Source organism: Cupriavidus sp. SHE, from assembly GCF_000812445.1.
In the GTDB taxonomy this organism is placed as follows: Bacteria; Pseudomonadota; Gammaproteobacteria; order Burkholderiales; family Burkholderiaceae; genus Cupriavidus; species Cupriavidus metallidurans.
The window spans coordinates 94,486-106,450 of the sequence record NZ_JWMB01000011.1 but is presented as its reverse complement, the minus strand read 5'-3'; the positions used below and the strand labels follow the sequence as shown (position 1 = coordinate 106,450).

Here is an 11,965-nt window from a genome sequence, read left to right as displayed (position 1 = left end):
CAAGAATGCAGGCTGTCAACAGCAATCTACGAAATCAAAATTGAAATGTAGATGCTGACCTACAACACCGAATCAACAGCCTTTTCCGAATACCCGAAAAATCCTATATAGAAGTGATGCGTAAGGCATAATAAAGGCTTGGGCATCGTCCGAGATGCGGGCCATGTATGCGAGCAGGGCCTGCGCGCCGCCATCGGCAACCGTCATAACAGCAGCGGACTTTAAGCCAGTGAAGCAATTACAGCGATGGATTCGGGGACTTTTCGAGGAGAGGGATGGGCCGACAGGCCGCTCGCGATCCGGTGCGTGGCGTGTAGTGATGGCCGTGATTGCCATTGTGGCAGCCGGTGTAGGGCTTGTGCTTGGCACGCTGACGCCGTCGACCGCGGCGCTGGCGCAGTCACCGGCGCCGGCGCGCGTCGCGCCGAGCGTGGCATTTCACTATGGCGCCCGCCCACCCGTGGACATGCTGCAGGCCTTCGACGTGGCCGTCGTGGAGCCCGATAGCGGCTTCGATCCGCGTAGCGCCAAAACACCAAACACAGCCTGGTTCGCATATGTCAGCGTCGGCGAAGTCCTGCCGAGCCGCGCGTACTTCAAGGACATCCCCAAGGCCTGGCTTTCCGGCAGCAATGACGCATGGAACGCCAGAGTCGTCGATCAGGCCGCCGACGGCTGGCCTGCCTTCTATGTCGACAAGGTAATCACGCCGCTGTGGGAACGCGGCTATCGCGGCTTTTTCCTCGACACGCTCGATTCGTACCATCTCGTGGCCAAGACCGACGCCGACCGCGCGCGTCAGGAAGCCGGCATGGTGCGTGTGCTCCAGGCAATCAAGGCGCGTTATCCAGACGCGAAGCTGCTGTTCAACCGTGGCTTCGAGATTCTGCCCCAGGTGCATTCGCTGGCCTACGGCGTGGTGTTTGAATCGCTGTTCCGCGGCTGGAACCAGGCGCAGGGCACGTACACCGAAGTCAGTCAGCAGGACCGTGACTGGTTGCTTAACCAGGCGCGCATTGTCCGCGAGCAGTACGGCCTGCCCGTGATCTCGATCGACTACTGCCCGCCCACCGACGCCCAATGCCGACGCGACACCGCGCGTCGTATCGGCGCTCTGGGCATCACCCCTTATGTCACCGATTCCGGGCTGCAGACCGTGGGCGTCGGGCCGTTTGAGGTCATGCCGCGCCGCGTGCTGGTGGTGCAGGAAAACGAGCTCGATGTTTCCATCGACGACAGCGTCGGCGTGCGTTTCCTGTCGATGCCGCTCAACTATCTGGGCTATCGCGTCGATTTCGCCGAAACGCGCGACACGTTGCCGGAGATCACCCCCGACCGCTATGCCGGCGTGGTGGTCTGGACCAACGGCAATATCCGCCAGAACCCGGGCCGCTTCTACGCCTGGGCGGAGAAACAGATCCGCCAGGGCATCCCCGTGGTCTTCATGAACGGGTTTGGCGCGCAGCCTGACGGGGCGCTGGCACGGATGCTGGACCTGAAGGTAGTCAAGGGCCGCACCTCGGGCGACGTCCAGATCGTGTCGCAGGACAAGATGATGGGCTTCGAGCAGCAAGTGGCCCCGGACCGTACCGATGCGGTGCCAGTGCAGATACGCGATGGCGCGGCGAACACGCGCACGCTGCTGCGCCTGCGCTCGGGCACGCTGACGTATGACGCCGCCGCGATCACGGCCTGGGGCGGATATGTGATGGGCCCCTACGCGGTGCGGCAGAACACGCCCAAGGGGCAGGACCGCTGGATCGTGCAACCGATCGACTTCCTGCGCGAGGCATTGCGCCTGCCGTCGATGCCCGTGCCGGATTCCACCACCGAAAGCGGCCGCCGGCTGCTGACCATCCATATCGATGGCGATGGGTTTGCCTCGAAGGCTGAGATTCCCGGTGGCGGTTATTCGGGCGAGGTGCTGTTCCGCGAGATCTTCGACCGGTACCGCCTGCCGATGACGATGTCCGTGATCGAAGGCGAGGTCGGCAAGAGCGGCATGTATCCGAAGCTGGCACCGGAACTGGAGCCGATCGCCCGCAAGATCTTCGCGCAGCCGTATGTCGAGGTGGCCAGCCATACCTATTCGCATCCGTTCGAATGGGGCCGGACCGTGCCGGGACAGGAGAGTAACGCCAGGATCATCGAGGGCGATGACACCTATCACCTGGCAATTCCGGGCTACAAGATGGACCTGAACCGTGAAATCGGCGGCTCGATCGATTACATCAACAAGGTGCTGTCACCGAACAAGCCGGTGAAGCTGGTGTTGTGGCCCGGCGACTGCCAGGCCCCGCCCGAGGCGCTCAAGCTGACCGAAGCCGCTGGCGTGCTGAACATGAATGGCGGCGACACGCTGATCACGCGCAGCAATCCGACCTGGACCGCCATCGCTCCGCTGGGCATCCACAAGGCGGATCACACGTTCCAGGTGTTCGCGACCAACCAGAACGAGAACGTCTATACGAACCTGTGGCATGGACCGTACTACGGCTTCGAGCGCGTGATCGAAACGTACGAGATGACGGAGAAGCCGTACCGCTTCAAGGCGGTGAACATCTACTACCACAGCTACTCGGGCACCAAGGTGGCATCGCTGAAGGCGCTGCGCAAGGTCTATGACTACGTGCTGACGCAGAACTTGCTGCCGATGCATTCCACCGACTACGTGCTCAAGGTGATTGACTGGCAGGGGATGGCCGTGGCCCGCGAGTTGGGCGATGGCGCCGACGGCGCGCCGGCCAGTGGCGCGTGGCGCGTGCGGGGCGATGGCAACCTGCGCAATCTGCGCTGGACAGGCGCGGGCGTGCCCGACGTGGCCACCGCAACCGGCGTGACAGGTTCATCGCCGGCGCCGGGCGGCGGCGTCTACGTGCATCTGGATGGTGGCAATGCGCGCTTCCGTTTCGTACCCACGGCCACGCAGTCGGTGCCGGAGCTGCCCGAGGCCAACGGTCTCGTGCGCGACTGGCGCCGCGATGGCAATGTCACCCGTTTTACCTTCGCCGGCTATTACAAGCCGTTCTTCCGGCTCGCCAACGCGGGCCAGTGCAGTGTTTCCATCGATGGCAAGCCAGTAACCGGTGTGCGCGATCGCAATACGCTGCGTTTCGATACCCCGGCGGTCAATGATCCGATCCATGTCCAGCAACAAGTCGAAGTCCGCTGCGGCGCCTGAGCGCGAGCGGCTGTTGCCGCCGGCGCTGGTTCTGACCTTTACCGCGATCGTGGGGGTCGGGCTGGCGCTGATGTTCCCGCGCGAGACCCTGCGTGAGCGCCTGCTTGGTCAGGGGAGGGCCGTCGATGGCCTGACCGTGGCCTATCTCGAGGCGTGGTCGCGCGTAGCGCCCAACGATACGAACTTCATGAGCGTGCTGGCCGAACAGTACGCCCGCAGTGGTCGGCTGGATGATGCCGAGACGATGCTCGAACGCATGTTGGCGGTGAAGGGTCAGGACCTGACGGGCCAGATCCTGCGCACGCGCATCGAGATCGCGCAGCAACGCGCCTATGCGGCCCAGCCGGATTCCCCCGAGCGCGTGGAGCGTCTGGCCATGATGAACGGCCTGCTCAAGGACGCCACCACGCCGGAGATGCTGCGCGCCTGGTCGGTGGCCGATCTGCAGACGCTGGCCACGCAGTCGCGCCAGGTCGGCAATGCGGCGGCCGCCGTGAAGCTCTTCCGCGAACTCAGCGTGCGCGACCCGGCCAACGTGGATTTCTATAATCGCCAGCTTGCCGGCATCGCCCTGGCGGGCGGCAACTATCGCGATTCCGCTCGCGCGTTGTTCGAGGCGCAGGCCCGCGCGAAGAATCTCTACGAGCAGCGCACGCTGTTCCTGCAGGCCCTGCAGACACTGCAGGCCGGCAATCTGCTCGATGAAGCGCTGGCCGAAGCCGAGCGCCATGGTGGAAAGCTGCTCGATGACGCCGAGGTACTGCGCTATCTGACCAGACTGGCGCTGGCGGCGAACAAGCCGGATATCGCGGCGAAGTATGTGGAGCGCCTGCTCAAGCTGTCGGCCAACCGGCCGACGAAGAGCACGCAGCTCGCACAGGCCGAACGGCAGCGGAACCTCCGCCGGGTCTCTGATACCGAGCCGTGGCTCGCGCGCGGCGTTGTGTTCCTCGACGGTCCGCACGGCCTTGCCTTGCGCGAACAGGTGGGCGAATTCGGCCTGCGTCGTGTGGCCGCGGACGCGATCCCGGCGTCTGGCGTGGCGACGAAGCCGGCCACGCGCGACATCACGCAGGCTGAGGCCCAGGAGACGGCGAAGGCAGAAGTGGCCACGGCCGTCGCCAATGGCAAGACGTTCAATCCCGACGATTACGACCTGGCCTACCGCGTGTTCCTGGCCGCGGGCAAGCTCGATCAGGCCCAGCGCGTGGCGCAGACGGCCGTGGACAAGTTGCCCAACGACGCCGTCTGGCGCGAGCGTCTGGCGCAGGTGGCCGAATGGAATCGCCAGCCAATGGTCGCGCTGCAAAGCTGGCTCAAGTATGCGCAGGAGACCAACGACGAACGCGCCTGGAACAACGTGATGCGACTGGCGCCGGGCCTCAACGATGACCGCGCCTATCTGGCGGCGTTGCGGCATCGTGCGGCGGGCGGCGATCTGAAGACGATCGACGAGGTCGTCGCGGCCTACGAGCGGCTCGGCGAGCCGGAGGCCGGCATGGCATTCCTCGACGGGCTCGCCAACGGGCCGAACGGGCGTCAGGTGATGGAGCGCAATGCCGAACTGGCCGAGCGCGCCGGCAAGGACGACCGCGCGTTCGAGCTCTACGGCCAACTGGAGAAGCGCTTCGGCGCGCGCCCGCTCTACGCGCTCAAACGTGCCAACATACTGTTCGTGCGCGGCCGGCTGGATCAGGCGATGGACGCGATGCTGCCCGCGCGCGACAAGGCCGGCACGCAGGACCTGCTCTATTGGCGCACGTACACCCAGCTTGCTCGCCTGACGCAGCGGGACGATCTGCTCAAGTACGGCTATCGCCAGATGATGATCTCGATGGCCAAGAGTCATGACGATCACTGCATGGCGATGCCGCCCGGCGCTGCCCGCAACGACTGCCTGGCCGAAGTTCGCGACACCGAGGACGACGATTTCTCGAACCTGATCGAGTACTACGATCGCTGGCCGATCGACGCCGGCCGCATCGCAGAGGCAGGCTGGCGCAAGAACGGCAAGCTCGATGAGCTTCAGTTGGCGATGTACTACTACACGCGAGCGCACGCTTATATCCGCATCGAGCAGATGCTGGCCAGCCTGACTCCCGAGCAGACGCGACAGGCCGAATCGTCGGCGGGCTTCCTGATGCGTCGCGCCGAGTACTGGCGCGCGACCGGCAACCACGAACGCGCGCTTGCCGACCTGCGTCATGCCATCGGGCAGGCCGATGCCGATAGCGAAACCTACGGGGCATTGCTGTGGGCACTCGTCGACATGGGTACCGACACCGAGGTGCGCGCGGTGATGCTGCGGCTGAAGCCCGAGGCGGAGAATGATCCGAGCCTCTGGGGCGCCTACGCGGCAGGCGCGATGCGCTTCCAGGACGGCCGCACCGCCTTGCACTTCCTGCGAAAGATGCAGCGTGGCAAGAGCGCCGATCCGCTCTGGCTTGGTGTGACCGCCGATGCCTGCGAGGCTATCGGCCAGACCGATCTGGCCTGGCGTATCCGCCGGGAGGCATGGGTCGAACTGCATCGTACGTGGGCCGTGGGTGGCGCGAAGTGGGCCGAGGAAAGCGCCGGCGACGAGTATGCCGATGAAGACGAAGAAGATGCGCAGGGCCGTCCGGCACGCTCGGATCTCCGTCGGCAGATGATCGCGCTCGGGCAGATCTTTGCCTCGGCCGATGTGTCGCGTGGACTCGTCGTCGAGATGCTGCGGCGCGACCGCGAAAGCGTCGCCGCGCGGCAGGCTGCGCCCAGCGATCCAAAATCGCCCTCGCAGCTCGGTAACGTGCCGGGTTTGTCCCCGCTCGAGGTGACGCCGCCGCCGGCGCTGGTGGAACGCGAACGGCGCAGACAGGCGCAGCTCACGGCCGCCAGTCGAGAGGTGGCGCTGGCCTGGGCGATGTCGTCGGAGTCGAACGAACTCGCGCGAGCCTGGCTGGCCCGTCAGTACGCCGAGCGGCTGCAGCGGCCCGCGTATGCCGAGATCGCGATTGCGCTCGACGACAACGACATGGACAAGCTCGACCGGATCATGGAGCGCAAGGCCGGGAAGGTGCCTGTGCTGAGCCAGATCGAGGTCAATCGCCAGCTCGACCGACTTTCCGCTGCCCAGACCCAGGCGTTTGAAACGCAGGAACTGGCGCGCACCGATGACTCGCTGCAGCAGACACTGCAGGACGCACTGTTGTTCAACGCCCAGGCAATCGAGCCGCGCGCGTCGTACCAGCGTCAGAATCCGCTGGAGTTCTACGAGTACAGCCTGGCCGGCGGTGCCCGGCTTTGGGACGGCTATGCGCTGAACCTGCGCGGCGTGTTCCGCGATCAGCGCTCGACCGACCGTACTGCGCTCGACAACGTGCCTGGCAGCGACCGTCGCGCCGAATTGGCGTTGACCTACCGCGACACCCAGAAACTCTGGCTGCTGGGCGTGGGGCGTCGCGACGGCCTGCAGAGCTTCACCACGGCGCGGCTGACTGGCGCGTGGAACCTGGAGGATCGGGTGTCTTTCACTGGCCGGCTCGGCTACAACCAGCAGGCGGATGAATCGGCGCAACTACGTGTGGGCGGCATGAAGGACCTGGTCGAACTGGGCGCGACATGGCGGCTGGGGCTGCGCGAGTTCATTCGCGGACGGATCGAGTACGACCGCTTCTACGGACAGGACCGCAGTTCGCTGGGGCACGGCATGGTCTACGACGTGGAGGCCGGCTATCGCATTCGCACGCAGTATCCCGACTACACGGTCCGCATCGTCGGCACGCGCGGCATTTACAACACCAACGGCGGCGCGCTGACGCCCACGATGCAGCGGCTGGTGCCCGCCGGTGGCGACGCTACGCCTGCGTTCTACATGCCGCAGAACTTCACGCAGGCGGGTGTGCTGTTCGGCTTTGGCACCGAACTGCTCGACGACTACACGCGCAAGTGGCGGCCCTTCCTGGACGTTGGGGCGCTCTACGACTCGCGCGCGGGGCACAACTTCCGCGGCCAGCTTGGCATGGCTGGTTCGGTGTTCGGCAACGACCACATGTCGATGTACGTGCTGCATGAAACCGCGTCCCGCAACGGCGGCACGCCGCTGACGGAAGTGGGTTTGCGATATCGCTGGCTCTACTGATAGTGAATACTGATGATCGAGTTCTTGAGAGTAACGAGGGGGATGGAAAACATGAACAGGATGACGACTCGCATGGGCCGCTTGATGGCCTGGTGTGGCGCGCTCGGCGCGGCACTGTGGCTGGCTGGTTGCGCGGTGACCGACGTGGGCCGCGCGCCGCAGATGTCGCCCGGTGACGTGGTGGCGGTGCTGCCCATCGTCAACAACACCGAAACGCCCCAGGCTGGCCTGCGTGCCGAGGCGATCGCCGAATCGCTGCTGAAGACCGGCGGCGTGGCGAACCTCAAGCGCTACCCGGCCTCGCTGAACCCGGAAACGCTGTTCGAACCGGCCGAGCGCGAGTCGGTGGGCAAGGCGCTCGAGTGGGCCCGTGGCGAGCGCGCGCGTTACGCGCTGACCGGTTCGGTGCAGGAGTGGCGCTACAAGGTCGGCGTCGACGGCGAACCCGCCGTGGGCATCTCGCTGCAGCTGATCGACGTGGCCAGCGGCCAGGTGGTGTGGTCGGCCACCGGCAGCAACGCCGGCTGGAGCCGCGAGTCGCTCTCGGGCGTGGCGCAGAAGCTGCTGCGTCGCCTGCTGGCGCCGCTGATGCAGGGTTGAGCACGGAAGGACGGGGGAGAGACGTGGCCAAGACCGTGGAGACAAGGCGCCAGGGGCAGGGCATCGGCCTGGGCGGGCGCTACGCGCGCTGGCTGGCGCCCGCGGGTGGCGGTGCGGCAGCCGTGATCGAGATGATCGTGATCATGGCGGCGGCAATGGGCATCACCTGGCTAGTGCTGCCGCAGAATCCGCTGCTGCTGGGCATGGGCTTTCCATGGGCCTGGTTGCTGCCGGTGATTCTGGCGCTGCGCTATGGCACGTTGGTGGGCGTTGGTGCGGTGCTGATGCTGCTGGGCGGCTGGTTCTTTTTCGACGAGATCGGCGCGCACAGTGGCGCCTTCCCGCGCATGTTCTTCATGGGCGGGCTGCTGCTCGTGCTGGTGGCGGGGCAGTTCGGGGACGTGTGGAATACGCGCCTGGCGCGAGCGCGGGCCGTGAATCGCTATCTCGACGAACGGCTGGCCGCGCTGACGAAGAACCACTACCTGCTGCGCATCTCTCATGCCCGGCTCGAGAACGATCTGCTGGCGCGCCCGACGACGCTGCGCGACACGTTGTCGCAACTGCGCGCGGTGGCCCTGCAGGACGCGATGAACGGCGGCAATACCGGCCCGCTCGCTGGCGCGCAGCCGATGCTCCAGGTCGTCGCGCAGGCCTGTCAGGTCGAGGGCGCGGCGCTCTATGCCTGCGATGGCGAGCGTGTCGTGCCGAACGCCGTGGCCAGCATCGGCCCGGCCTTCGAGATCGACGTCAACGATCCGCTCGTGCGGCATTGCCTCGAAACACGCGCGCTGGCGCATCTGCGTTCCACGGGGCTCCAGCAGGACGCACAGACGCGATACGTGGCCGTCGCGCCCGTGCTGGCGGGGTCGGACCGGTTGATTGGCGTGCTGGTCGTGGAACGGATGCCGTTCCTGTCGCTGACCTATGAAAACCTGCAGATGCTGATGGTGCTGATGGGCTACTACGCCGATGGCGTGGAACACGCCCGCGCCACGCACGGCATCCAGGAAATGGCACCGGCTATTCCGTATGCGTTCGCGCTCGACTACGCGCGGCTGTCGCGGCTGCGTCACGAGACGGGCATCCAAAGTTCGGTGGTGGCGCTGGTCTTCGACCTCGACGAAGCGCGCGATGCGCTGTTCGAGCAGGTCGTGCGCAGCCGTCGTGCGCTCGATGTGGCCTGGCCGGTGCGCAACGCCCATCACCGGGCCATGCTGACGCTGATGCCACTGTCGGACGCCCAGGCGGTATCCGCCTATCTGGTGCGTATCGAGGACATGCTGCGCGCGCAGTTCGGCACCGATTTCTCGAGCGCGCATATTGGCGTCTACACGCTCTCGGTGCCCGCTGAGGGTGCGGAGGAGGCGCTTATGCGGCTGCTGCACCGCTGCCAGCTCGATGGGGCGTCCACGATCACGGCCGTGCAGGCCGATGGCACGCGCGACGTCAGCGTGGCGGGCGCCGGACCGGCACGGGCAGGCTGACCCATGGGCAAGCTGACCTTCGGAGGCGCCGCCTTCCAGATCTCCGCCCTGGCGCTGCTGTTCAGCGGCGGAACGGGGCTGCCGCTGTTGCTGGGCTTCCTGACGCTGCAAGGCGCGGCTGCGGCGCTGCTGGGGCTGGCATTGTGGCGCCTGTTGCCGCGCCGCTTCCGGACGCCTTTCGTGTGGAGCTACGGCTATCTGGCAGCATTCTGCTTCTTCGTGCCGGCGGGTGGCGTGTTGGTGTGCATGGGCAGCCTGTTGTTCTCGAAACTGTTCCCGCGCCGTGGCAGCAACAGCGGTATTGCATCGGTGGCGCTGCCCGAGTTCGTCACCCACCTGATCCAGCGTGTGACCCATGGCGGGGGCGCGCGGCTGCGCGCGCAACTCGGCAATACGCGCGCGCCATTGCCCGAGCGCATGACTGCGCTGGTAGCCATGCAGTCGATGCCCACGCGAACGGCCAGCCCGGTGCTGCGCGAACTGCTGGCCGACAGCACCGACGATATCCGGCTGCTGGCCTACGGCATGCTCGATGGCGCGGAAAAGCAGCTTACGCAGAAGATCCTGGCCGAGCTGCCCCGTCTGGAGTCGGCTGACAGCCCGCAGGCGCGCGGGGAGATCAACCAGCGGCTGGCTGACCTGTATTGGGAACTGATCTACCAGAACCTGGTGCAGGGCGATGTGTACCGCTACACGGCCAGCCAGGTGGAGCGCTACGCCAGCGCGGCACTGGAGATCGACGGCAACATCGCCGCGCTCTGGTACATGCGCGGCCGGCTGGCGCTGACGCGCAACGCGCCCGCCGAGGCGCGCGAGTTCCTGGCTCGTGCCGAAGCGCTCGGCTTCGCGCGTGATCGCGTGTTGCCGCTGCTTGCCGAGGCGGCTTACCTGGAACGCGACTATGCCACCGTGCGCCGCCTGATGGCGGATTTCGACAGTCCTTCGCCGCTCCCACTGGTGCGGCCCCTGCTGCGGTACTGGCAATCATGAGCGAGATTCTGGTCAAGGGAACGTCCGCGGACGTCATGCTGCTTCTGGAAGGCACGTTTCCTTATGTGAGTGGTGGGGTGTCGAGCTGGGTCAATCAGATGATCCGCGCCTTCCCCGATATCCGGTTCGGCATCGTCTTCATCGGCAGCCGCCGACAGGACTATGGCGAGATGGCCTACGCGCTGCCGGACAACGTGGTGCATCTGGAAACGCACTTCCTCTACGACTTCGCGCCGCCGCCGATGGTGCATGGCACGAAGGGCGACGCGCATGCCTTCGACCGCTCGGACGAACTGCACAAAATGCTGCGCCAGCGCGGCAGGGAAGTGGAGGCGGGTGATCTGATTCGCGAACTGATGCCGGCGCTGGGCGAGGGCGGCGCGCTGTCCGAGGATGCGTTCCTCTACAGCAAGCGGGCGTGGGACACGATCACCGATCAGTACCGACGGTACTGCACCGATCCGTCGTTCACGGACTATTTCTGGACTGTCCGGATCATGCACAAGCCGCTGTGGCAGCTCGTGCGGATCGTGGACGGGCTGATTCCCGCCAAGGTCTATCACACGGTTTCCACCGGATACGCGGGATTCCTCGGTGCAATGCTGCGGCATCGCACTGGGCGTCCGCTGCTGGTCTCGGAGCACGGCATCTATACGAAGGAACGGAAGATCGACCTGTTCCAGAGTCAGTGGATCCGCGATAACCGGAACATCTTCGAGCGCGATATTTCCCAGATCAGCTATTTCCGCGAGCTCTGGGTGCGCTTCTTCGAGACGCTGGGTCGCGTCTGCTATGAGGCCGGTGACGAGATCACGGCGCTGTACGAAGGCAACCGCAGCCGCCAGGTGCTCGATGGCGCGCCGGCCGAGCGCACGCACAATATCCCGAATGGCATCAACCTGCCTCGCCTTTCCGCGCTGCGTGAGCGGCGCGCGCCGGGTGTGCCGCCGGTGCTGTGCCTGATTGGCCGGGTGGTGCCCATCAAGGACATCAAGACGTTCATTCGCGCGATGCTGACTGTGGTGCGTGAGTATCCCGATGCCGAAGGGTGGATTGCCGGCCCCGAGGATGAGGATCCGGATTACGCGACCGAGTGTCGCAGCCTGGCCGAAAGCCTCGGGCTGGGCAGCAAGGTGAAGTTTCTCGGCTTCCAGAAGATCGACGAACTGCTGCCGAAAGTCGGCGTGCTGGTGCTGAGTTCGATTTCCGAGGCGTTGCCGCTGGTGGTGCTCGAAGGGTTCGCGGCGGGTGTGCCGTGCGTGACGACCGACGTCGGCTCGTGCAGCCAGCTCGTCTTCGGGCTGCCCGGCGAGGACGCGGCGCTGGGGGCCGCAGGCGACGTGGTGCGCATCGCGGACCCGGCGGCGCTGGCCGATGCGGCGCTGAAACTGATCAAGGAGCCCGCGCGATGGCAGGCGGCCCAGGCCGCCGGCATCGCGCGGGTGGAACGCTACTACACGCAGGAACAGATGGTGGGCAGCTATCGCACGCTCTATGCATCGATGATGGCGATGCCGGACAACACGCATCACGCACGCGGCGGGGCAAGCCCGGCAAAGTGCCCGGTGCACGGGGGAGGGCGCTGAC

General features: G+C 65.8%; 6 protein-coding genes. All 6 read left to right on the top strand.

From position 1 onward, the window contains the following. Nucleotides 1–319: 319 nt before the first annotated feature. The 6 genes from RN01_RS05905 to pelF are packed head-to-tail and all read left to right on the top strand — an operon-like array spanning nt 320 to nt 11,964. Nucleotides 320–3,181, top strand: coding sequence for a bifunctional glycoside hydrolase 114/ polysaccharide deacetylase family protein (locus RN01_RS05905; protein WP_017513328.1), 2,862 nt, complete (start codon nt 320–322; stop codon nt 3,179–3,181). Next, a complete protein-coding gene (locus RN01_RS05900) occupies nt 3,144–7,301 on the top strand; it encodes a tetratricopeptide repeat protein (RefSeq protein ID WP_024570850.1) in 4,158 nt (1,385 codons plus the stop codon). The genes RN01_RS05905 and RN01_RS05900 overlap by 38 nt, the downstream gene beginning before the upstream one ends. Nucleotides 7,302–7,352: 51 nt before the next feature. Beyond that, nucleotides 7,353–7,901: a hypothetical protein gene (locus RN01_RS05895; RefSeq protein ID WP_063828808.1), complete on the top strand. Its 549-nt coding sequence runs from the start codon at nt 7,353–7,355 to the stop codon at nt 7,899–7,901. 23 nt (nt 7,902–7,924) lie between these two features. Then, nucleotides 7,925–9,388 carry a PelD GGDEF domain-containing protein gene (locus RN01_RS05890; RefSeq protein WP_024570848.1) on the top strand — a complete coding sequence of 488 codons (1,464 nt, stop codon included), beginning with the start codon at nt 7,925–7,927 and terminating at the stop codon, nt 9,386–9,388. 3 nt (nt 9,389–9,391) lie between these two features. Further along, complete coding sequence (locus tag RN01_RS05885) at nt 9,392–10,378, top strand: hypothetical protein (RefSeq protein WP_017514842.1); 987 nt, start codon at nt 9,392–9,394, stop codon at nt 10,376–10,378. Beyond that, nucleotides 10,375–11,964 (top strand): GT4 family glycosyltransferase PelF, encoded by a 1,590-nt coding sequence (pelF, locus tag RN01_RS05880; RefSeq protein WP_024570847.1) that lies wholly within the window; start codon nt 10,375–10,377, stop codon nt 11,962–11,964. The genes RN01_RS05885 and pelF overlap by 4 nt, the downstream gene beginning before the upstream one ends. Nucleotide 11,965 lies beyond the last annotated feature (1 nt).

Bases quoted from the DNA above. Each gene is read 5' to 3' on its own strand.
- RN01_RS05900 (WP_024570850.1), top strand. From the start codon at position 3,144: ATGTCCAGCAACAAGTCGAAGTCCGCTGCGGCGCCTGAGCGCGAGCGG.
- pelF (WP_024570847.1), top strand. From the start codon at position 10,375: ATGAGCGAGATTCTGGTCAAGGGAACGTCCGCGGACGTCATGCTGCTT.
- RN01_RS05895 (WP_063828808.1), top strand. From the start codon at position 7,353: ATGAACAGGATGACGACTCGCATGGGCCGCTTGATGGCCTGGTGTGGC.
- RN01_RS05885 (WP_017514842.1), top strand. From the start codon at position 9,392: ATGGGCAAGCTGACCTTCGGAGGCGCCGCCTTCCAGATCTCCGCCCTG.
- RN01_RS05905 (WP_017513328.1), top strand. From the start codon at position 320: ATGGCCGTGATTGCCATTGTGGCAGCCGGTGTAGGGCTTGTGCTTGGC.